The sequence below is a fragment of the Dyadobacter bucti genome, from assembly GCF_005869225.1.
GTDB lineage: Bacteria > Bacteroidota > Bacteroidia > Cytophagales > Spirosomataceae > Dyadobacter > Dyadobacter bucti.
Map to the genome: position 1 here is coordinate 254,981 of NZ_SWFP01000006.1, position 21,984 is coordinate 276,964.

General features: G+C 43.2%; 20 protein-coding genes. 13 read left to right on the forward strand and 7 right to left on the reverse strand.

What is annotated here, in order from left to right:
- Positions 1 to 51 precede the first annotated feature (51 nt).
- Positions 52 to 954, reverse strand: coding sequence for an FKBP-type peptidyl-prolyl cis-trans isomerase (locus FBF61_RS20860; protein WP_138480936.1), 903 nt, complete (start codon positions 952 to 954; stop codon positions 52 to 54).
- A 58-nt stretch (positions 955 to 1,012) separates the two neighbouring features.
- A complete protein-coding gene (locus FBF61_RS20865) occupies positions 1,013 to 2,047 on the reverse strand; it encodes a DHH family phosphoesterase (RefSeq protein ID WP_138480939.1) in 1,035 nt (344 codons plus the stop codon).
- Between the two features lie 200 nt (positions 2,048 to 2,247).
- On the opposite strand from FBF61_RS20865, the gene FBF61_RS20870 reads away from it, so the two are divergent.
- Positions 2,248 to 2,667, forward strand: coding sequence for a nucleoside-diphosphate kinase (locus FBF61_RS20870; protein ID WP_138480941.1), 420 nt, complete (start codon positions 2,248 to 2,250; stop codon positions 2,665 to 2,667).
- A gap of 67 nt (positions 2,668 to 2,734) precedes the next feature.
- Here the strand turns inward: FBF61_RS20870 and FBF61_RS20875 are convergent, their stop codons facing one another.
- The gene (locus FBF61_RS20875) at positions 2,735 to 3,247 is read right to left on the reverse strand and encodes a fasciclin domain-containing protein (RefSeq protein ID WP_138480943.1); all 513 of its coding nucleotides are present in this window, start codon (positions 3,245 to 3,247) and stop codon (positions 2,735 to 2,737) included.
- A gap of 143 nt (positions 3,248 to 3,390) precedes the next feature.
- Between FBF61_RS20875 and FBF61_RS20880 the strand changes: the two genes are divergently transcribed.
- The 10 genes from FBF61_RS20880 to FBF61_RS20925 all read left to right on the forward strand — a co-directional run bounded on the left by FBF61_RS20880 (position 3,391) and on the right by FBF61_RS20925 (position 16,079).
- The gene (locus FBF61_RS20880; RefSeq protein ID WP_229215167.1) at positions 3,391 to 3,978 is read left to right on the forward strand and encodes a 3-keto-disaccharide hydrolase; all 588 of its coding nucleotides are present in this window, start codon (positions 3,391 to 3,393) and stop codon (positions 3,976 to 3,978) included.
- A 188-nt stretch (positions 3,979 to 4,166) separates the two neighbouring features.
- Positions 4,167 to 6,269 (forward strand): TonB-dependent receptor, encoded by a 2,103-nt coding sequence (locus tag FBF61_RS20885; protein WP_310590282.1) that lies wholly within the window; start codon positions 4,167 to 4,169, stop codon positions 6,267 to 6,269.
- A 33-nt stretch (positions 6,270 to 6,302) separates the two neighbouring features.
- Positions 6,303 to 6,956 carry an MPN domain-containing protein gene (locus FBF61_RS20890; RefSeq protein WP_138480949.1) on the forward strand — a complete coding sequence of 218 codons (654 nt, stop codon included), beginning with the start codon at positions 6,303 to 6,305 and terminating at the stop codon, positions 6,954 to 6,956.
- Between the two features lie 6 nt (positions 6,957 to 6,962).
- Positions 6,963 to 8,405 carry a histidine kinase gene (locus FBF61_RS20895; RefSeq protein WP_229215152.1) on the forward strand — a complete coding sequence of 481 codons (1,443 nt, stop codon included), beginning with the start codon at positions 6,963 to 6,965 and terminating at the stop codon, positions 8,403 to 8,405.
- A 6-nt stretch (positions 8,406 to 8,411) separates the two neighbouring features.
- Positions 8,412 to 9,194, forward strand: coding sequence for a LytR/AlgR family response regulator transcription factor (locus FBF61_RS20900; RefSeq protein WP_138480951.1), 783 nt, complete (start codon positions 8,412 to 8,414; stop codon positions 9,192 to 9,194).
- A 319-nt stretch (positions 9,195 to 9,513) separates the two neighbouring features.
- Positions 9,514 to 10,266: an undecaprenyl pyrophosphate synthase gene (gene uppS / locus FBF61_RS20905; protein WP_138480953.1), complete on the forward strand. Its 753-nt coding sequence runs from the start codon at positions 9,514 to 9,516 to the stop codon at positions 10,264 to 10,266.
- Positions 10,267 to 10,272: 6 nt separating this feature from the next.
- The gene (gene bamA / locus FBF61_RS20910) at positions 10,273 to 12,870 is read left to right on the forward strand and encodes an outer membrane protein assembly factor BamA (RefSeq protein ID WP_138480955.1); all 2,598 of its coding nucleotides are present in this window, start codon (positions 10,273 to 10,275) and stop codon (positions 12,868 to 12,870) included.
- Between the two features lie 50 nt (positions 12,871 to 12,920).
- Complete coding sequence (locus FBF61_RS20915; protein WP_138480957.1) at positions 12,921 to 13,547, forward strand: OmpH/Skp family outer membrane protein; 627 nt, start codon at positions 12,921 to 12,923, stop codon at positions 13,545 to 13,547.
- A gap of 6 nt (positions 13,548 to 13,553) precedes the next feature.
- The gene (locus tag FBF61_RS20920) at positions 13,554 to 14,192 is read left to right on the forward strand and encodes an OmpH/Skp family outer membrane protein (protein ID WP_138480959.1); all 639 of its coding nucleotides are present in this window, start codon (positions 13,554 to 13,556) and stop codon (positions 14,190 to 14,192) included.
- 288 nt (positions 14,193 to 14,480) lie between these two features.
- A complete protein-coding gene (locus FBF61_RS20925; protein WP_138480961.1) occupies positions 14,481 to 16,079 on the forward strand; it encodes a hypothetical protein in 1,599 nt (532 codons plus the stop codon).
- Positions 16,080 to 16,113: 34 nt separating this feature from the next.
- On the opposite strand, the gene FBF61_RS20930 is transcribed toward FBF61_RS20925, so the two are convergent.
- Together FBF61_RS20930 and FBF61_RS20935 are read right to left on the reverse strand one after the other, a co-directional pair.
- A complete protein-coding gene (locus FBF61_RS20930; RefSeq protein WP_138480963.1) occupies positions 16,114 to 16,848 on the reverse strand; it encodes a lipoprotein signal peptidase in 735 nt (244 codons plus the stop codon).
- A 51-nt stretch (positions 16,849 to 16,899) separates the two neighbouring features.
- The gene (locus tag FBF61_RS20935) at positions 16,900 to 18,102 is read right to left on the reverse strand and encodes a proline dehydrogenase family protein (protein WP_138480966.1); all 1,203 of its coding nucleotides are present in this window, start codon (positions 18,100 to 18,102) and stop codon (positions 16,900 to 16,902) included.
- 185 nt (positions 18,103 to 18,287) lie between these two features.
- Between FBF61_RS20935 and FBF61_RS20940 the strand changes: the two genes are divergently transcribed.
- Positions 18,288 to 19,382, forward strand: a complete 1,095-nt coding sequence (locus FBF61_RS20940) for a chorismate mutase (RefSeq protein WP_138480968.1) — start codon at positions 18,288 to 18,290, stop codon at positions 19,380 to 19,382.
- Between the two features lie 84 nt (positions 19,383 to 19,466).
- On the opposite strand, the gene FBF61_RS20945 is transcribed toward FBF61_RS20940, so the two are convergent.
- Together FBF61_RS20945 and FBF61_RS20950 are read right to left on the reverse strand one after the other, a co-directional pair.
- Positions 19,467 to 20,108: an SGNH/GDSL hydrolase family protein gene (locus FBF61_RS20945; RefSeq protein ID WP_138480970.1), complete on the reverse strand. Its 642-nt coding sequence runs from the start codon at positions 20,106 to 20,108 to the stop codon at positions 19,467 to 19,469.
- A 20-nt stretch (positions 20,109 to 20,128) separates the two neighbouring features.
- Positions 20,129 to 20,734, reverse strand: coding sequence for a thymidine kinase (locus FBF61_RS20950; RefSeq protein ID WP_138480972.1), 606 nt, complete (start codon positions 20,732 to 20,734; stop codon positions 20,129 to 20,131).
- A gap of 101 nt (positions 20,735 to 20,835) precedes the next feature.
- Between FBF61_RS20950 and FBF61_RS20955 the strand changes: the two genes are divergently transcribed.
- Entirely contained in the window at positions 20,836 to 21,948 is a 1,113-nt protein-coding gene (locus FBF61_RS20955) for a DUF8457 domain-containing protein (RefSeq protein WP_138480974.1), read from the forward strand.
- The last annotated feature ends 36 nt before the right edge of the window (positions 21,949 to 21,984 follow it).

The window sequence follows — 21,984 nt, forward strand, 5'->3', positions numbered from 1 at the left end:
AAAAACGGCTACTCTTGTGAAGCAGCCGTTTTAAAAATTCCAAATATGCGTTTATCGGGTTGGGGGTACAGCCGGCGCCGCAGGTTGTGCTGGTCCTTTTGCAAAATCGATCAGTTCCATCTCAAACTGCAATACCGAATTTCCTGGAATAGGTCCGTATGCTTCCGGTCCGTATGCAAGTCCCGACGGTATAACTAATAAACCTTTTTCACCTTTTTTCATCAGCAGAATACCCTCTTCCCAGCCTGGAATAACCATTCCCTGGCCAACCTGAAGTTCCAGCGGTTTTCCCTGATTTTTAGAACTGTCAAATTCTTTCCCGTCAAGAAATTTACCGGTATAATGAACTTTTACGTTGTCTCCCTGGCTTGGGCTTGGGCCAGTTCCTTCAACTTGCGGAATATAGTACAATCCGGATGCAGTTTTACGTGCTTTCGCTTTGAGGTTATTTTTAGCAAGAAAATCCTCGATTACTTTGGCATCAATGGTTTTTTGTTTTGTACCCGCTTCCGCCTGTTGTTTCTGGAATTCTTCTGAAGTAAGCACGCTCAACACTTTCACGGTAAAGCTAAGTTCGGAGCCTTTTTTGATCATAGGAGGCATAGGCTGCATCATTCTTGCGAACAGGGTATCTGCATTTACAAGAAACTTAGCACTGTCGCCAGCGGCCAGCATCGCCAGCCCTTCTTCAAAGCTTCCTTTGAACGGAGGTTGCTGCAAAACCATTTTAACCGGATTTCCTTCTTTATAGGTATCGCGCAATGTAGAATCAGTGCCGTTCTTCAAGACCAGATGGAACGACATGATATCTCCCAGCTTTGCTTTTCTTGCGTCATCTTCGTGTTCAAATACCTGATATTTAAGGCCGTTTTCAGTAACCTGCGTACGATATTTGTTGCAAGCGGCTGCGAGAATAGTTATGCCCATCGCATAACCGATTGATTTAAGATTCATTGGATTGTGTTAATTAAAAAATATTTATGTGAAATTGTTAAGTATTTAGAATTCAAGACTAGTCAACGCTCAAAAGCTCCGACTGGTATGACGGAAGTACTCTTAAAAAAGTTGCAACCGTTTCAGTTACTGACTGTTCCGATCTTCCACCCGAAGCATTTTTATGTCCACCACCATTGAAATGTGTGCTGGCCAGATCTCTCACAGAAAAGCTTCCAACAGAGCGGAATGATATTTTAACCTCTCCTTTTCTTTCAATGAACATAGCCGACATCACTACGTTTTCAACTTGTAGTCCGTAATTGACAATTCCTTCGGTTTCTCCGGTGCTGGAATTGAATTTTTGTAACTCGGCTTCCGTAAGGACCATGTACGCAGTTCTGTATTCAGGAAGGACAACCAGTTTCTGAGAAAGTACGTAACCAAGAAACTGGAGCCTGGAAAGCGGCGCATTATCGTAAATCAACCTGTGTACCCGGCTTGTGTCCAGCCCCGTCAGCATTAGATCTGCAACTGCCAGGTGAACCGCAGGTGTTACATTTCCGTGGCGGAATGATCCGGTGTCCGTCATGATACCCGCGTATAAGCATTCGGCCATTCCTTTGTCAAATATCTCCTGTGCAGGCTTGTTGCCTTCCATTTCTTTTACCAAAGCATATATCAGCTGCGCAGTCGCAGCAGCATTGGTATCCCAGACCATCCATTTGGCAAAATGCTCGGGTTCAAGATGATGGTCTACGAGAAGCTTAATTGCCTGGGCATCCTGAACTACTTTTCCGAGATCCTTTAACCGCGACAGTGCTGAAAAATCCAGGCAGCAAATCAGTGTCGCTTCCTCAATTTTTCTTTTACATTTCCCCTGGTCACTAGCTTTTTCATAAATCAGGACCTGCTCGATTCCGGGAAGCCAGCGCAAGTTTGCAGTATATTCAGTAGGACTAATTACTGTAACTTCATGCCCTTTCCCAGCCAGATAGCTCGCCCAACCAAGGGACGACCCCAATGCATCCGCATCCGGATCCCGATGCATCGTAATGATGATTTTTTGTGGTAAGGAAAGAAAAGCAATTAGCTCTTGAATAGTTTGATTCACAGTTACTTATTCAAAAAGAAGAATTTGGAAAAGTTAATAAAGGCACAAAATTAACAAAACTGTTGGGATTTGCTCAATGTTAGTTGCTAAAGGCTGTGTGTCAGCGCGATGTTTTACAAGGCAATAAGGTTCGGGAGAGATTTACTGAGGATATAAAATGAAAACCATTAGTTTTGCAGCAAATAACTTTCGCCCAATTTATGCCAACGAATAAAACATTCACAATGATTAAGCCGGACGCCGTTCAGGACGGTAATACCGGTTCTATTATTAAAATGATTGAAGCGGCCGGGTTCCGGATCGTCGCATTGAAAAAAACACAGTTAACGCCTGAACGTGCGGGAGAATTTTACGCGGTGCACAAAGAGCGTCCATTTTATACTGATTTGTGCAAGTATATGTCCTCGGGGCCGATTGTTCCTATGATATTGGAAAAGGAAAATGCCGTAGCAGATTTCCGTACATTAATTGGTGCTACCAATCCAGCAAATGCCGATGAAGGTACAATCCGCAAGTTGTTTGCCAAATCGATCGAAGCAAACGCAATTCACGGATCAGACTCTGACGAGAATTCAGAAATAGAGGGAAGTTTCTTTTTTGCCCACACAGAGCAATTCTGAGCAATCTGACTTGATAAAAATGAAATAGGGCAGGGGATTTTATTCCTCCTGCCCTATTTCATTTTTATCAGAACTTAACTGCCACGCTATCGATAACGTGGATAATGCCATTGTCGGCCATTACGTCTTTAATTACGATATCCGATTTATTGATGGCAACACTGCTGTCTATTTTTGTAATGGTCAAAGTGTCGCCACTCAGCGATTTTTCACGACCGGCTGTCAATTCCAAGAAATCCAGTTTCTTTTTACCGATAATATGGCTGTTGATAAAATGCCTGGCCGAATCTTCGGGTAAGGAAGTAATAACAGTTGCACTGAATATATTTGCTTTTCCGAACGCGTCATTGCTGGGGGCAAAAAAAGTAAGTTCGTCGGTCCTAAGTGCGTCCGTCATTCCAGCATAGGATACGATGTCGCGCAGAATAGAAAACTGACTATTTTCAAGAATAATATCCGTAATCGTTTTGGGTTTTACAAGATCTTCATCCTTTTCCTTGCAAGACACAATTATTCCCGAAACCAGGCTTACAAGCAAAAAAAATGTTCCGGCCAGCCCTATAAAACGGTTTTTTTTCATAGCTTTCGAATTGGTTAATTTTCGTAAAACTAATGGAAAATGTAGTTTGACAGAATCCTTAAACCAATTTTTTTAATCCTAATCCCAAAACTACTATGTTAAAATCAAAACGCTTGCTGGTGCTTTGTTCGGCTGTTTTTCTGATGTGTTCGGCCTTTCTGGCGGTCAAAGGACCTTCTTCGGATTTGAAAAAGAAGCCAATAAAGTTGTTCAATGGAAAAGATCTCACCGGCTGGAAAATTAACGGAACTGAAAAATGGTACGTTGAAAAAGGTGAACTGATCTGTGAAAGCGGCCCGGACAAGAAATACGGTTACCTCACTACTGACAAGTTTTATAAGAACTTTGATTTATCGCTTCAGTTCAAGCAAGAGTCTAACGGCAACAGTGGTGTGTTCTTCCGGTCAACCGTGGATGGTACCAAAGTTTCAGGTTGGCAGGTGGAAGTGGCTCCCCCAAATCATGATACTGGCGGCGTGTATGAATCTTACGGACGTGAATGGCTTGTAAAGATCCCTGACGAGAAAGAAGGCTTTTTGAAAATGGGTGACTGGAATACCCTGCGCATCCGTGTTGTCGGCGATAAAGTACAAACCTGGCTGAACGGCAATGCAATGGTGGACTTCAATGACGAAAAAATAGGCAAAGCTGACGGATCGATCGCTTTGCAGATCCATGATGGCGGCGGAATTAAAGTGCGCTGGAAAAACATTATGCTGGAACAATTGTAAAAATTACCGGTTTTCATCCCGGCGGCAGCGAAGTTCATGCATTGTAACTGAGTAGTTCGTCGGAAATAGCTTACCTAAAGGCTTCATAGCAAATAGATTTGTGTCAACAATAACACGAATGCTATTCAGCTATGAAGCCTTTTTATTGTCTGTTGATTTTTGTTTCCCCTCTGGCTTTTTCACAAAAAATGATTGGCGGAAAGATTACGGATAAAAAAGGGAATCCGTTGGTGGGCGCCAATGTATTTCTGAAAGGTACCTATGATGGAAGCACCACAGATGCCGCAGGTATGTTCAGTTTCAAAACCTCTGAAAAAGATACTGCCACTATTTCTGCGAGTTATGTTGGTTTTGAACTTAGCGAAAAGAAAATCCGCATCAATGAGAACACTGCCAATCTCATTTTCAAGCTTGACGAACTTGCCAACGAGCTGAACACGGTAGTGATCACGGCCGGGGCTTTTGAGGCCTCCGATGAAAAACGGATGGCTATGCTCAAACCGCTCGATATTGTGACCACCGCCGGTGCCGCTGCTGACATCACCGGTGCAATGCAGTTTCTGCCCGGCGCGCAACGTGTGGGGGAGCAGGAAGGACTGTTCGTCAGAGGCGGCTCGGGGCAGGAGACAAAGGTGGTAATCGATGGAATGATTGTCCAGAATCCGTTTTTTAGTTCGCTGCCCGATGTACAGCAGCGGGGTAGGTTCAATCCATTTATGTTCAAAGGCACTTCATTCAGCACCGGAGGATATTCTGCCCAATACGGGCAGGCATTATCCTCGGTTTTGCTTCTCAATACAACTGACAAAGCGAATAATAATGGACTGGGAATTAGCCTGAACATGGCAAATGCCGGTGTTAATTACGATTATGCTTTCAAAAATCAGTCGGTATCCGCAGTCGCCTATTATGGAAATCTGAAACCGCTTTTTGCAGTGGTAAAGCAGAATGTAGAGTGGCTTCACGAACCTGAATTCAAAGGATCATCATTGACCTATCGGTTGAAAACATCAAAAAATGGTGTGCTGAAAGTGTATGGTATGTATTCCGATAGTCATTTGAGTATGAATACAAAGGATCCATCAGTTGAAGCCGGCACGATGAGGCTTAATCTTAAGAACCGGAATGCATTTATGACCAGTACTTTGACCGATTCCTGGAAGGATGGAAAATGGTCCCTGAATTCCGGTTTTTCTTACAGCCGGAATACGGATGATATGACTTTCGACGCGGTGAATTTTGGCCGCTTTGACGAAAGGACGCAAGCCCGGGTGGTACTGACCCGGCTTCTGACAGGAAACAATACCATTTTGTTCGGCGGAGAAGCACACGCAATTAATCTGCAAAACAGGGTCGATGGTACTACCTATAAACTAAAAGACCGATATGCCGCTGCCTTTGCTGAATCTGAAATTTATATCACCCGGCAACTGGCGGGAAGGATAGGTATGCGGAGTGAATATTCGTCCGTTATCAATCGGCTGAACTGGGCGCCGAGGTTATCCTTTGCCCTTAAAAGCGGAAGATTCAGCCAGTTTTCCCTGGCTGCCGGACAATTTTACCAAAATCCAGACTACCGATATTTATATCTCAATAAAAACCTGAATTACGAGCGCGCCGACCATCTTATCCTGAATTTTCAGATCATCAAAAATCAACGGACTTTCAGAATCGAGACATTTTATAAAAACTACGCACAGCTTGTCAGGGAATTTACCGGGCAGCCTTATGATGCAGATCCTTACCGGTTTCCATGGGGCACTACAAATAATGGCGGGAAAGGGTATGCAAGAGGTTTTGACTTTTTCTGGAGGGACCAGAAGACCGTAAAAAACCTGGATTATTGGGTGACTTACAGTTTTGTGGATTCCAAGCGCTTATTCCAGCAATTTGATACGGAGGCTACACCAACTTTTATTTCCAATCACAATGTCAGCCTGATCACAAAAAAGTGGTTTGAAAAAATTAAGACGAATCTGAGCATGACCTACGCCTTCACCAGCGGGCGACCGTATTTCAATCCCAACAACGACGAATTTTTAAAAGACAAGACGCCGGCCGTGCACAATGTGAGCATACAAGCCAGCAAACTGCATGCTATAAAAGGTAACCTCGTTATTTTCTATGCGTCCGTCGATAACATATTGAACACCAAAAATGTATTCACCTACCGCTATACGCCCGATGGGAAAAGCCGATATGCCGTGGGGCCGCAAAGTTACCGGAGCTTTTTTGTAGGGATGCAGATCATGCTTTCGAAAAAGGCCAAAGTGTCAAAAGACGACTTCTAAAACTATTTTAATCAACTCAAACCAGAATCGGATATGAAAAAGCTGTTAACCACCCTTGTTTTGATCTTTGCTGTTACTGTGGTTTTTGCCCAAAATGAAAAATACTCCCAGGCCATGACCTCGGGTATTGGAGCGCTGAAAGGCCTGGACAAAGAGAAACCGGATGTGAAGGTTTTGCAGGATATTGCCAACCGTTTTGAACGTATTGCAGCGGCGGAGCCGAAAGAGTGGCTTCCGAAATATTATGCTGCTTACAGTTATGTGCTGCTCGGATATTACGGTGCGAATCTCACGGAAAAGGATCAATACCTGGATAAAGCTGGGGCACTAATAAAAGATGCAGAAGCATTGCTTGGCAAGCCCAATGATGAATTGCTCGTAATGCAGGCGTACCAGTCGCAGATACATCTTGCGGCGGATGCCATGAACCGCTGGCAGTCGGACGGGCCTAAATTTACTGAATATCTGGAAGCTGCAAAATCGGCAAATCCGGAAAATCCAAGGATATATTATCTGGAAGGATCCAACCTGTTTTTCACGCCTGAGGAGTATGGAGGGGGTAAAAAAGTGGCCCAACCATTGCTTGAAAAAGCAAAACAAAAATTTTCTACCTTCAAACCGGAAAGCACCATTCATCCTGACTGGGGGCAGATAGAAACGGAGTCGATGCTTTCGCAAAGCAATTAGTAAATCATGGATTGCAAAAAAGAAATGGGAGAAAAAGGATCAAAACCTTTACGTATGACGGCTTCTTCTCTGGACGGCCGGGATTTTAGTAATATGGATCTCGAAAATGCAGATTTTAGCTTTTCAAGCCTTAAGGATATCAATTTTGACGGCGCTAACCTGCGTCACGCCAAGCTGAGGTTTTCAGCTCTGGACAGGACTACATTCAGAAATTCAGACTTAAGAAATGCCGATCTGAGTTTTAGCAGTATGTCGGACGTAGATCTTTCCGGGGCAAAAGTGGAGGGGGCGAACTTCAGTTTTACTTCACAGGAAAGATCCTTCAACTGGCAGGATTTCAGCCTGATCGGGATCATACAGAACCAAAGCTGGGTCGGCACTGTCGTATCCATTCTGCTCGGAGCGACAATTTTATATGGTATCAACGCTATCGCATATTTTACAGCCGAGATTTACTACACGAACGAGCCGATAAGAAGCAATCTTTATCAGTTGCTCGTGCTACAGAATGTAGTATCCGGGATTGTCACGATTCTGCTTGCCCAGGGTATGTCTACCTGGCTCGAGCTCCTTTTCAAGAGGCCGTTGTGGCGTCATTTGTTTTTGTCCGCGGTCGTTTTTCTGATTGCCAATGCTATCAGCGTAGCAATTTACTACGGGCCTGGCAAGATGATTGTGGAAAGATATGGAAAGCTATATCCTAACGAGTCAGCCCAGAATGCCCCATGGTACTGGTACATGTTCGGGCCAGTTATCATTGCAAACGTGTTTTATTATTTAAGCAAAGAAGGCAAACAGATTTCCCGAAAGATATCAGACCAGGAATATCAGCTGCTCAACCTTGAAAAGCTGAAAACGCGTGCGGAACTGGATGCGCTGCAGGCCAGGATCAACCCGCATTTTTTATACAACGCACTGAATAGTATTGCCAGCCTGGTCCACGAAGATCCCGACAAAGCTGAAGAAATGACCTTGTTGCTTTCCAAACTTTTCAGATATACTACAGGCAGGAAGACGAACGATTATTTTGACTCAGTTGCGAACGAACTGGAAATGGTACAGACATACCTCCAGGTTGAGAAAGTAAGATTCGGAGATAGATTGAAATTTACGGTTGAAGTGATGGATACTTCCTTTAACGAGTTTCAGGTTCCTAAGTTCATTTTGCAGCCCATTGTCGAAAATGCGATAAAGCATGGTATATCAAGAATGGCAGAACAGGGACTGATCGTGGTACGGATTTACGAAGAAGATAACTGGCTGCACCTTTGCGTTCATGATAACGGTCCTGCATTCCCCGAAACAATGGGAGCAGGTTACGGCATCAGGAGCGTTCAGGATAAACTGAAATTGCTTTACAATGAAAATGCGAAATTGGAGCTGCATAACCAGCCGCATAAATCCGTAAACATAGCCATTCATAGGTCAGTAATTGATCAACATTCATAAATTAACATGCAATTTCCTCTTAGAACGATACTGATAGATGATGAACCTCTTGCGTTAAGCAGGCTGCGCAGGCTATTGGAAAAGCACCCGGACGTTTTTTTGATAGTCTCGGAAGCAAGGAATGGTGCGGAAGGATTGGTTGAAATAGATAAATTTAGCCCGGATGTTATTTTTCTGGATATTGAAATGCCACTCTTGAATGGCTTTGAAATGCTTTCCAAATTAACAAAAATGCCGCTCGTGGTTTTTTCGACGGCATACGACCAGTATGCCATCCGTGCTTTCGAAGAAAATTCAGTGGATTATCTGCTGAAACCGGTTGAAAATGAGCGGCTGATCAAGACTATCGATAAAATCCGGAACATCACGAAGGCTGGCGCGAACGGTGTTGGAATGACCAATCCTTATTCCGAAAACCTGCTGAGGTTGTTGGAAGAAATGAAACCTAAAAAAGAAATATTCTCTTTGTCGGTAAAGTCGGGAGATCGAATCCTGCTTATCCCGCTCACGGAGATCACCCATTTCGAGGCAGAAGAGAAATATGTTTTTCTGAATACCCTTGACGGCTCCAAGTATCTTCTCAATTACACCCTAACTTCCCTGGAAGAAAAACTTCCTCAGCACTACCTCCGCATCAGCCGGGCAGGGATTGTCAATTCCCATCACATCAAAGAAATCCAGAAGCATTTTAACGGAAAGTTCGTCATCCTTATGCGCGATCGGAAAGTATCCCAGCTTACCAGCGGCAGCACGTACGGCGAAGTCATTCGTCATCTTCTTGATAATTAATTGCGTTACGACCTGGCAGCGCTGAAATAATGATTTTGAAGACGCAATACTTATTCCTAAATTGCGCCCCTATTTAAAAATCCCATTGCAATTTTGAAGGGTTAAGATGCTGTTTATCAGTAATATTACAGCTGTTCAAGTTAATTATTTAGTTGATTTTTTCTATATTTTCGGCACATAATGACTTTATTCAGCGTATCTGTCAACAACAAAGTGATTCCCTGAAAAACCAAGGTGATTAAAAATTCGACCAGAATTGGTAAGATCCTTATTTATTGTTCATTTGTTTTGTTAAAAAAGGTTAAAGGGATCAGGAATAATGAAGGAGCTCATTGATACGGGCAATCTGCCAAAGCACATAGCCGTTATCATGGACGGTAACGGAAGATGGGCTCAAAACCAGGGAGCGGCAAGGATATTCGGCCATCGTAATGCGATACAGGCCGTAAGAGAAGTAACGGAGGGGTGCGCTGAACTGGGTGTTTCATTTCTGACGCTATATGCATTTTCCACAGAGAATTGGGCACGTCCGGAATTCGAGGTCAGGGCATTAATGGAATTACTGGTGCAATCTATCCGGAATGAACTACCGACGATGCTCAAAAATAATGTCCGGCTGGACACCATTGGTGATATCAATAGCTTGCCTGGCAGATGCCAGCGGCAATTGGCGGAGGCCATTGAAGAGACAAAACACAATACTGGCCTCAATCTGATCCTTGCGTTGGGTTACAGCGGGAAATGGGATATTGTCCAGGCTACAAAAAAACTTGCTGAAGAGGTTCAGAAAGGAGTGCTGGCTCCCGGAGAAATCAATGAGGAGTTGATGGCGGCATCACTTTCAACGAAAGACCGCCCGGAAGTAGACCTTATGCTTCGGACAGGCGGTGACCACAGAATCAGCAACTTCCTTTTATGGCAGCTTGCCTATGCGGAGCTGTATTTTTATGAGGATCTTTTCTGGCCTGATTTCCGAAGGGAACATTTATATGAAGCTATCATGGCCTACCAAAACAGAGAACGTCGTTTTGGCAAAACAGGTGAACAAATAAAAGCGAATAGTGCTAAGTAGAACAATATGAACCTTGTGAAAAATTTGATTAAATCATTAGCACATCTTAAAGGGATTTTGATAATCGTGTTGATTTGTGGGTTTTCCGCCGCAAATGCACAGCGCGTTGGGTTGGGAGGCGCAGCCGCGAAACCTGCCGCTCCCACTGCAAACATGGGAATTAATCCTGCTGATCCTAAGGAATATACTATTGCCGAAGTAACTGTTTCGGGCACACAGTTTCTGGATCCCAATTCAATGATTTCTATTTCCGGATTGAAGCCTGGTGATAAAATCCGCGTGCCGGGACCGGCCGTGACGTCATCCATCAAGAGAATGATGGATTTTGGTACTTTAGATGATGTCGAAATATTGGCCACAAAAGTGCAGGACGATAAAATCTGGCTCAACATCCATATTAAAGAACGACCAAGGCTCTATAAAGTTTCTTTCTCAGGTATCCGCAAAGGCGAAAGAGAAACGCTTAATGACAAAGTAAAACTGATCAAAGGGCGCGTGATTACGCCTACGGTAATTAAAAATACCCAGCTGGTCATCAAAAAATATTACATGGATAAAGGATTTTTTAACACAAAAGTAAAAGTGTTGCAAATTCCGGATTCCACCCGTGGCCAGGCTACATTGAATTTTACGATTACAAAAGGTAAAAAAGTTAAAATTCAGAACATCAATATTGAGGGCAACACGGCTATAAGTGATAAAATCCTCAAGCGTAAAATGAAGGGAACCAAGCAGAAAATGCTTGGCAGGCTGTTTAATCCTTCAAAATACATTCCGAAAAAATACGATGAGGATAAAGAAAAGCTGATAGCCTACTACCGGAAAAATGGTTATCGGGATGCTACAATTGAATTCGATACGATCAAAAATGGTGGTGAAACCATTAGTATTGACATGAGAATCGATGAGGGGGTAAAATATTACTATCGCGATATTTCATGGACTGGTAATTACCTGTATAATTCAAAGTACCTCGGGGATCGTTTGGGAATTAAAAAGGGCGATGTTTATAATCCTGAGGAGCTTGAAAAGAAAATTAACGGAATACCGGGCGGAGACATCAGTTCCATTTATATGGATGACGGTTATCTGTATTTCAGAGTAGAACAAACGGAAAAAGCAGTAGAAGGCGATTCAATCGATATAGAAATGCGGATGTTTGAGGGAAAACAAGCAACCATCAATCGCATCCTGCTGAACGGCAATACAAAAACCAGCGACCGGGTTGTGCTCAGGGAATTATTTACGTTGCCGGGGCAGAAGTTCAGTAAGACTGAGATCATCAACACTCAGCGCCAGCTATCTCAAATGGGATATTTTGACCCTGAAAAAATTCAGATCAATCCGATCCCTAACCAGGCGGATGGAACTGTGGATATCGAATATACAGTAGAAGAAAAACCGTCCGATCAGATCGAGTTATCCGGTGGATGGGGAGGTTATATCGGTTTCGTTGGAACCCTGGGTTTGGTTTTCAATAACTTTTCTTTAAAAAATATTCCAAACCGTGAAACCTGGAGACCACTTCCTTCAGGCGACGGGCAAAAGCTTTCGTTGCGCTTTCAGGCGAATGGTAAGCAATACCAGACATATTCGATGTCATTCAGCGAGCCCTGGCTGGGTGGAAAAAAACCGATTAATTTCGGGGTCTCTCTCCAGAGAACGGTTTACCGTATGACAGATTATAGTTCGATTTATGGGTTCAACAATGGAACAAATGGTAGATCAATAAACTATCGGGGGGGGTATTTTAATAACGGTATTACCGTATCTCTCGGACGCCGTCTGAAAGAACCGGACCGTAACCTTGTAATGACGCATTCTTTGTCTTATCAAAGATACCGTTTGGACAGTCTCGATATTTTCCGCATAGGTTACAGCAGCGGGATATCCAATAACATTTCTTTCAACACGACGATTTCGAGAAATACGCTGAGTGATTTCCAATTTCCAAGAAGCGGTAACAACATCTCGCTGAGCGCTACATTTACACCTCCTTATTCGCTTTTGAGAAATAAGGAATTTACTGACAAAACCGATACATATCGCTGGGTTGAGTATCATAAATGGATGTTTGACGCAAGCTACTATGCTACGATTACCGGTAAGCTGGTTTTAAGTGCCCGTACGCACATGGGTTTCTTGGGAGCCTATGGTAGCAAAGTAGGATATAGCCCATTCGGGCGATTTATTGTCGGTGGATCAGGTTTGGCAGGTCAGGGGTCCTTCTCCCTTGCTGACCAGGATATTATCGGTCTTCGCGGATACCAGGATCAGAAAGTTGGGCCTCTGGCGCAAAACGGTTATCCTGCATCCGGCGGCGGGATTGTGTATAACAAATATGTAATGGAGCTTCGTTATCCCGTTTCGTTAAATCCACAGGCGACAATTTTTGTTCTCGGGTTTGCGGAAGGCGGCAACAACTGGGGCACCTACAAAGAATTTAATCCTTTTGACTTGAAACGGTCTGCCGGTGTCGGTGCACGTATTTTTATGCCGGCCTTCGGACTTTTGGGTATTGACTGGGGATATGGGTTTGATAAAATACAAGGACAGAAAAGTGGCCCGCAGTTCCACTTTACGATTGGTCAGCAGATAAGATAATATTCCAAACGGAGTTTCGTTAGAAATTTGCAAATTATTAGGATCATGGCATGAAGAAGTTTTTAATTTTACTAGTTTTGTCAATTCTATGGGGATCAACTGGATGGGCCCAGAAGATCGGGTACACCGATATGGAATTCATTACAAGTAAAATGCCTGAATACCAGCTTGCCCAAACCGAGATGAAGAAGTTTTCGGACAAATGGGCTAGTGAAATAAGGGATAAATTTGCCGAGATCGACCGGATGCAGCGGGCTTACATGGCTGAGGAAATTTTACTTACCGAAGATCTTAAGCGAAAGAGACAAAGCGAAATAAAGGAGAAGGAGCTTGAAGCCGGAGAGTATAACAGTAAGATCTTTGGTATGGAAGGGTTGCTCTTTCAAAAGAAAAAAGAGCTGATGAAACCCGTGATGGAGAAGGTTCAGAGAGCAGTTACTAAAGTTTGCGCCCAGCGTCGTCTCGATTTTATGTTTGATAAATCCAGCGATATCGGAATGCTTTATACCAATCCCAAGCACGACTATTCCGACTACGTTATGGAGGAGCTGGGAATTGATCCTAAAACACTTAAAGCTTTGTCTACTGAAAAAGTAGGAAAAGCTGAACAACCGGCACAAATACCCGCAGGGAACTCACCAAAACAAAAAAGTACAACTAGTAAACTAAATAAGTAACAAGCAATGAAACAAAAATTGATAGCTTTTTTGGTCGTAATGGCCATAATCACTACCCCTCCCCTGTTAGCTCAAACTACCCCTGCAAGCGCCAAAATAGGATATACCAATGTTGATTATGTCATCGGTAAATTGCCTGAAAGTAAAGTGATGCAGAACCAGCTTGAAGTTACAAAGGCTCAGCTGGATAAAGCGATTGGAGAGACTTATAAGGAATTTCAGGAAAAATATGAGGCTTACCAAAAAAATGGCGCCAATATGACTGATGTAATACGTGCTGATAAAGAGAAGGAATTGCAAAACCTGCAGACTAGAGTGCAGGAAATGCAAACCAACGCTCAGACATCTCTGCAAACTAAACAACAGCAATTACTGGAGCCGATCCTTACCAAGGTGAATAATGCTATCCAGGAAGTAGGTAAAGAGAGCGGGTTTCGTTTTATTCTGAACATGGACGCCGGCCCTGGCTCAACTCCTATTATTTTGTTTGCTGCTTCTGAAGAAGACAATGCTACAAATCTGATTCTCAAAAAACTCGGAGTTGATCCTGACAAGGTTGATGCTGCTGCTCCTGCCGCAACTACACCGGCAAAACCAGCGACCGCTCCTGCAACGACACCTGCTACTACGCCAAAGAAAAAATAACGTAGTAATAATTGAACTTAAAATACCGGAGAGAAGTCTTTATATGACTACTCTCCGGTATTTGTATTTAATGGATTAATATGACAATTACCAAGGCGTAAATGGGGATGGACAGGATGGGAAACTGTAATATTGAAAAAGTACAAACGCGAATATGTTCGACTTTGAGCGTTTTAGGTTGATTTGATTTTTGTAATTATTGACAGCGCTTTCTATATAGTATTTATTAGTTTTGCGTTAAAGTTGAAGTGTTCTTAAACCCATGGAATTAATTATATTTTTGTTATTATGATTATGAAAAACATTCATAAAATACTGATTCTTCTGACAGCCATAGTTATAGTTCAAAAGGTACAGGGGCAGGATAATATGAAGAGTACTGCCACGGGACCAATGCAAATTATTTTTCCAAACGAACCTGACTGGAATGTTCTGGAGGAAGGCAAGGAAATTAACTTTCATTTGCAGACCAAGGGAGGCAAAAGTGATTCCGTAAGATATGAAATAACTAGTGGTGCTGTAAAGGAGATGAAATTCGACTCGCTTGGCCATTTTGTCTGGACACCGAGTTATGATATCGCAGATCGTATCAATACTACTAAATCCCTATCAGTAGTCTTTGAAGCGCATACTATTTCGGGAGAAAGTGCGTCCCGGGAGGTTGTTTTTAAGGTACAGCATGTAAATAGGCCTCCGCAGGTTGACGAACTGAAACCATTTTACGTACAATATAAAACCCAGAACACGTATCAGATCGATATGAATGCGGTACGGGACCCTGACGGGGATCCTGTTGTCTTTGTCCCTGTTTTGGAAGATATGCCTGAGGGGATGAAATTTACGGCAGCCGGTGAGGTAATCTGGGAGCCATCGAGCAAGCAATTCAGCATTTTGAAGGAAGGTCCCAAATATGTCGAATTTTATGTAGAGGATCAGCCGTCCAAGGAGCGTACCAAAGGCCGCCTGAAATTGAACATCACACAGATGGACCTTGCTCCGGATTTTACAATGGTTCCCCAGAACAGTGTGATCAGAAGTGCCGAGAATAACCGTATCAACATCAGATTCTCTCTGTCAGATCCGAATGGTGAAGAAGATATTACTACTTTCAATTTTATATCTGATAATAAAAAAGTGCCCAAGGATGCCTTGATCAAAAATGCACCTACCAATTATGAGTTCATCTGGGAACCCGGGTATGAATTTGTAAAAGACCCATTTGATACGCTTGCATTTAATGTCACTTTTTATGTGATGGACAAAGCGCAGAACAAGAAGGAGAAGACCGTTCGTTTTGTGATTAAAAACACAATAGATGAAAGTTTGCGCGATACCTATGTCTACGGCTTATACAGAAGTGCATTGGTAAACGCCTGGGGCCTTCTGGAACAAATGAGAGAGAAAGAAACTGAATTGAAAAGGGCATATTCTCGTGCAAAAAAAGGGAAGAGAGGCCGATCGCTTCTTAATGCATCTCTAGGTGCGACTACCGGTCTGGCGCCCGTCATAGCAAAGACCAATCAGGATACGCGCGGGTATATCACTACAATCGGCGGCACGACGGTTGCTACCGTTGGCACCCTGGAAGCCACGGAGGTGATCGGGAAATCCGTAAACGGTTTGCTGGACAGGTTCAACTATGTAATGCAGAAAAAGAATGAGCTGCAGAACAAAGGAGATGTTTTTGCAAGAGAGTACGGGCAAAAGTCGGCCAGAAGACAACCGGATTTTATTCGTAAACTTGATGAATTTAAAGCGCTGATGAATTTAAGCGGGCTGGTTGCACTGGAATTGGATGCGAACTGGGAGAACAAAAAAGAAGCCACTGACGTGGCATTGAAAAAGGCTTTCAAAGACTTTGTTCCTCTTACAAAGGACGAGAACTAGATCAACGAAAAAATATATTCAACAGAAAAGAGACTTATATGCTCTCTTTTCTGTTTTCATCCTCCTCATTTTCAGTAGACGGAACCTCGGAAGTGTTGTCCTCCATGTCCTTGTTGACTTGGATATCACCTTGATTTTCGGGTGAAGCTTCCGTATGTTCTTCAGGGTTGACCTCGTCATGATGTACATTGGAGTGGAAGCTCCCCTGAAATATCAGAATACTGCAAACACCAATGAAAATGCAGGAATCGGCAATGTTAAATATAGGAGTAGAGTAGTACTGCCCTCCCCACACCGGAACCCAATCAGGGATAAAGCCTTCCCAGAAATCCACGAAAATCATGTCAATTACTTGTCCATGGAACCAGGGTGTGGGCGAGCCATATGGGGCGTTGTGTAGTAAAACTCCGTAAAAAGTACTGTCTATTACATTTCCTACGGCACCTGCCAGGATCATCGCCAATGCCCAGAGTAACCCTTTGGACGCACCAGTTTTTGCAAGGTGGATCAGGTACCAGCCGATTGCGACCATTGCAACGAGCCTAAACAAAGTCAGAAAAAGTTTGCCATATTCATGGCCAAGCTGCATCCCGAACGCCATACCGGGATTAAGTACATAGTGAAGTTTTAGCCAGTTTCCGATTAATGGTATCTGACCCGAAAAGCCTGGTTCCATGTATTTATGAACCAATAGCTTAGATGCCTGGTCAATAAAAATAAGCAGTAGACTGAAAAATAAATATGCAGCTGGATTTCTGGATTTGTTCATTCCGATTTTACAACAATTGACGATTTTTAGAATGCGAAAGTAACAACTAACTTATAAAGAACCGATTCCTCTTCTCTTCAATTCATTTTTGACAAGCAAAAACTCTCTGCTGCTTTGGCCCGCAATGGATGTATTTTCTTCGGCGCGGCGAATTAGATAAGGCAGTACGGCGTCTATAGGCCCATATGGTACATACTTGGCCACATTGTAGCCGGCTTTGGCGAGGTTGTAAGTTATATTGTCACTCATTCCAAGGAGCTGGGCAAACCAGATCCTGTCGTCGTCCGTCGCGATCTGCGATTTTTTCATTTTCAAAGCGCAGTACTGTGAGCTGTATTCATTGTGCGTGCCAAGACAAATAGAGACGTGCTCGATGTGATCAAGGCAGAAGTCGATAGCGAGATTGTAATCTGTGTCCGTTGCTTCCTTGGATATATGTATTGGATTGAAATATTCGTTTTCCCTGGCACGCAGCCTTTCTTTTTCCATATATGCTCCACGTACCAGTTTCCCTCCCAGAATGTAACCACGCTGCCTTGCCGACAAATAAGCACTTTTAAGCGCCTCCAGTGTTTCGTGCCTGTAAAGCTGATATGTATTGTAAACGATCGCCTTGTCCTTGTTAAACCGCTGCATCATTTCATAAGCTATATCATCAATAACTCCCTGGATCCAGCTTTCCTCTGCATCAATAAAGATTCTCACATTTTTTTCGTGAGCTCTGAGACATAGTTTTTCCACCCGTTGTTTCAGAAGCGCGTAGGATATTTTCTCTTCTTCCGATAAAACTGCATTGCGTTGTATCTTTTCCAGAAGTTCAGAAGAGCCTACGCCGGTAATCTTGAAAACAGAAAAAGGAATGGTTTCTGAAGTGGCTGCTTTGTCGATTGTTTTTAAAATCTCCGCGGCAGTTGCTTCAAAGCTCGTTTCTTTGTCTTCGCCCTCCACCGAATAATCCAGGATCGTCCCAATACCTGATTTGCCCAGCATCTTAATAGTGGGATCACAGCCGTTAATCGTCTCACCTCCACAGAATTGTTCAAAAATGGTCACCCGAATCAGATTTTTTATAGGTAAGTTGAGTTTTAGTGCAAGCTTTATAAAAAAAGTGCCTAAATTTACCACTCGAGCCTGATTCATAAGGCTAAATAACCAGTATGTTTTCCGAAGTTTTGTATCCGATTTAGAGGCAAAAGCTACGGAAGTGTCTTCAAAAAATACAGGTATTTGGTTTTTTGGTGAGGGATATTCCATTTTTATTGACTGTTTTCCTGAGTGAACGTTGGATAATTTGGCGTGATCTCACAATAGGAAAGTAACAAGCATTAAGAAGATGATTGACTTATAAGAATCAAATGTACGTCAATCCAAGAAATACGCATAATACCAGGTCAAAATATTACAGTTATCTATTTTTTATTAAGGACAAGTTTTTGAATATGAATGCTTCTTTAGATATCCTTCCGTTAAGCAGTTGGATCAATACCGAAGGTAAGCCTTTGGTAATCGCCGGGCCTTGCAGCGCAGAGACCGAGGAACAAATGTTAGAAACCGCAACCCAGATCAAAGAAGAAGGATTTGCGCATGTAATCCGTGCGGGAATTTGGAAGCCAAGGACACGTCCAGGAAGTTTTGAAGGGATGGGAGAGGCCGCTTTGCCATGGTTACAAGCTGTTAAAAAAGAAACAGGAATGCCTGTCGCAGTTGAGGTGGCTAACCCTCAGCACATTGAACTGGCATTGAAATATGGCGTGGATATCCTATGGATAGGCGCGCGTACCACTGTGAACCCTTTCAACGTTCAGGAACTTGCTGATGCTTTGAAAGGTATTGATGTACCTGTTCTTGTAAAAAATCCTGTAAATCCTGATCTGCAATTGTGGATCGGAGCTTTGGAGCGTCTTAACCAGGCGGGTGTGAAAAAACTGGGTGCAATCCACCGCGGGTTTTCAAACGCTCAGGAAACAAAGTTCCGTAATTCCCCGATGTGGAACATTGCGATCGAATTGAAAACGCTTCTTCCTGAGTTGCCGGTGATCGGTGATCCTAGCCACATGGCAGGAAAGAGAGCATATCTATATGAGTTGGCACAACGTGCACTGGATTTGAACTATGACGGTCTGATCATCGAATCACACCGTGATCCGGATAAAGCATGGTCTGATGCTTCTCAGCAGCTAACTCCTGCTGCGTTAGGCCAAATGTTGCATGATTTGCACGTTCGTAAGGAATCTTACGGTAGTGACTACCAGTCTCAATTGGAAGTTGTTCGTGGGAAAATCGATCACCTTGACCGCGAATTGCTCGAAACGCTTGCAGCACGTATGTCGTTGGTTGAGAAACTGGCTGAGTACAAACGCGACAATAACGTTGCGGCATATCAGGTAGATCGTTTCCGTGAAGTATTGGAAACGCGTGCAGGATGGGGTAAAAGCCTGAATCTATACCCGAATCTTGTGGATGAACTCTTCAAGCTTGTTCACATGGAATCTATCCGTAAACAAACAGAAGTAATGAACCAGGTTAGTGCCTAGCCGCTACTGAATCAATATAAAATGGCTGATGTTCGAAAAGAGCGTCAGCCATTTTTATTTGTAATCTGCATTCAAAATCCTGGCTCAAATGCCCTTCTGATCTAAAACCTTTCGGATTTCCCGCGCCCATATCTTGTAGGCTTTAGAATTAAGATGTGTTTTATCAACAGCAAATTCAGCTTTTAAACCCGTCGAATCTGAAATAAAAGGATTGAGGTCAATGTAAATGATGTCCTTTTCCGTACAGTACCCGATCAGAAATCCATTTAATTTATCAACTTCCTTTTTGCTGTAAGGATCATTCCTTTCGTAGGTCGTAAGTGTGACAACCGGGATGATATGGTTCTTTTGTATTGCTTCCAGGATAGCTTTATAATTTTCCTGAATCCGTTCCGACGAAACGCCCACAGTTATATCATTGATCCCGCCTTTTATAAAACAGATTTTCGGATGCAGGTTGATCACATGGGTTTTTATCAACTGACGAAAATGATAGGTTGTCTGGCCCGGGAGCCCGTTATTCATCACATCGGTCCTTCCCAGCAGCTCCACCCATTTTCCCTGGGCAGTTATAGAATTTCCATACATAATAATGGCCGGATTTCCTTTCATAGCGACAAACCGTTGCAGTATTTTATCACGATAAATAAAAGTCAGGGTTATAAATATGCCAATTAACAGAATATTAAAACCAACCGAAATCCGCAGTAAGGCTTTAACTTTCATACTGTCACAATGTTTGTCGATTAAAAAGCTTGGTCATTATAGGCAGTTTCACCCAGATTGAAACAGCGCCTGCACCTGGCTTCATACAGATCCGTTTCTCCCAGTAATACTTTTTCATTCGACGTAGAGAGGCGGTAGGAATGAGAGGCGACTTCACCACAGACCATACAGATCGCATGGACTTTGGTAACGTACTCCGCTATCGCCATCAACTGGGGCATGCAGCCGAACGGTTTGCCAAGATAATCCATGTCCAGGCCGGCTACTATCACGCGTTTACCCGTGTTGGCCAGCGTATCGCAAACTCCCACCACCGACTCGTCAAAGAACTGCGCCTCGTCAAGGCCTACCACCTCGCAATTACCCGAAAGGTCAATTATTTCAAGAGCGGATTTTACCGGAATAGAGCGTATCGAATTGTCATTGTGAGAAACAATGTTCTCTTCGTGGTATCGTTTATCGAGAGCAGGTTTGAAAATCTGGATTTTCTGTCTGGCTATTTTGGCACGGTTGATACGCCTGATCAGTTCTTCGGTTTTGCCCGAGAACATGGATCCGCAGATCACTTCGATCCATCCAGTACGGTGGTTTTGGTTTTCTTTCCTATGATATGGTTCTATGAACATGTTTGAATCTAATCTGACCCACTGAACAGCCAATTTGTTTATATTTACAAATCAAACATATTTTTGTTAAACACGACCGTTATAAAAAGCTCTTATTCGTTATGCCGGATAATTTGAATTCAAATGCTCTTAATCAATACGCCGCCAGATTCGCGACAACTGTTCTCAACGATGTGTACCGGTCGCAGGATATCATCTCCGGTGCCGGATTATTGCAATTAACTCCGGTCAAACAAGTCAACCTGGGAATACTCAATCACCTCTTCGAAGACTGGAAAAGTACAGCTGAGAAATTTCGCAGTCCCTATTTTGATTTTACCAATGAGGAAGTCAAAAAAGCATTGGAAGATTTCATGAATACGACATCGCAGTATATTGCGATCAAACGCAGCGATCTGGAACCGTTGCTATTGACTTCGGTAAAAGATGCGCTCAAATTGCTATTATCCCCTGAAAGCTATTTTGAGGAGAAAATCAGGGAAACGGAAGAAAATGAGTTCACACTTGCAAAGGCAGAGCAGCTTGTAAAATATACACGTATTCACCGGGGAATAGCACAGGCCCTGCTGAGCAAATTCTCCGATAACGGTTCCGATTCCATATACCTTACTCAGGCAATAAGTTGGCTGTACGACATCAAAAACGATAAGAACCTGATTGATGATACTGAACAATATGTTGCCCAGTTTTCCGATGTATTTCCGATAAATCTTAAAGAGCTTGTCCAGACAGACACCGTAAAAAATGAACCTGTTGTGGCAAAAAATGAGTCCAAATCTTTTTTCGATTCGGCCCTGAATGAACTTGACACCGTGAAACCGAAGGCTGCTGCGCCGGTCCGGGCGGAATCGGGAACTGCTGTTTTAAGTGAAATTGTCAGTAAAACCGCTACACCTGAGAGTCAGTCGTTGAACAACAGGTTCAAGGTTAATATCCCAAAATCAACCGAAGAGAACACTTATGCAAATGTTCCGGTGAAAGTAGAGAGCATCGCAGGTTCCATTCCGTTGGGCCAGCGCTTTATGTTTGTCAACCAACTATTCAATAAAAGCAGTGACCATTTTGAAAAGGCCATATATGAGCTCGATGCCGTAAAGAGCTTTGAAGAAGCACAGAACCTTATTTGGCACCGCTACGCGTCAAAATACGCCTGGGACGTTAATGGTGAGGCAGTAACGGCCTTACTGGCTATAGTAAAAAGGAAATTTGCTTAATTTGTTTAAAAAGGCACTCGGTTCTTCCGGTGCCTT